This is a genomic window from Paraburkholderia sp. J69-1 (genome assembly GCF_905220255.1).
In the GTDB taxonomy this organism is placed as follows: domain Bacteria; phylum Pseudomonadota; class Gammaproteobacteria; order Burkholderiales; family Burkholderiaceae; genus Paraburkholderia.
Genome location: NZ_CAJMZG010000088.1, coordinates 1 through 559, shown reverse-complemented (window position 1 = coordinate 559; position 559 = coordinate 1). Strand labels below are relative to the sequence as shown.

Genomic DNA, 559 nt, shown 5'->3' with positions numbered 1-559 from the left:
TGCCGAGTTCAGACGCAGCAATGGCGCCGGCATTCGCAATGTATGCCGCCGCTTCGTGGTGATATGCCGTGATCTGAAGCTGTTCACGCAAGCAGTCGTTGCCGTCGACGGCAGCAAGTTCAAGGCGGTCAACAGCCGCGATAACAACTTCACGCCCAACAAGATCGCAAAGCGTCAGGAGCAGATCGAGCAAAGCATCCAGCGCTATCTGGATGCGCTTGAGACGGCTGATCGCACGCAACCAGTCGAGGTGGAAGCGAAAACCGAACGGCTACGGGACAAGATCGAGACACTGCGCGAGCAGATGCGAGATCTGGATCGGGCCGCGGAACTGTTGAATGATTTACCGGAAAAGCAGGTTTCGCTGACTGATCCCGACTCACGTTCGATGATGTCGCAAGCCAAGGGCACAGGCGTGGTGGGCTACAACGTTCAGGTGGCTGTTGATACGAAGCACCACCTCATCGTGACACACGAAGTGACGAACGTCGGTAGTGACCGCGCTCAGCTCAGCCCGATGGCCAACGCCGCGCGCGAAGCGATGGGCAAGAAGAAGCTG

General features: G+C 58.0%; 1 pseudogene. It reads left to right on the top strand.

The window, feature by feature from the left end:
* A pseudogene (locus tag U5A67_RS40495) lies at nucleotides 1-559 on the top strand (IS5/IS1182 family transposase); the annotation flags it as partial.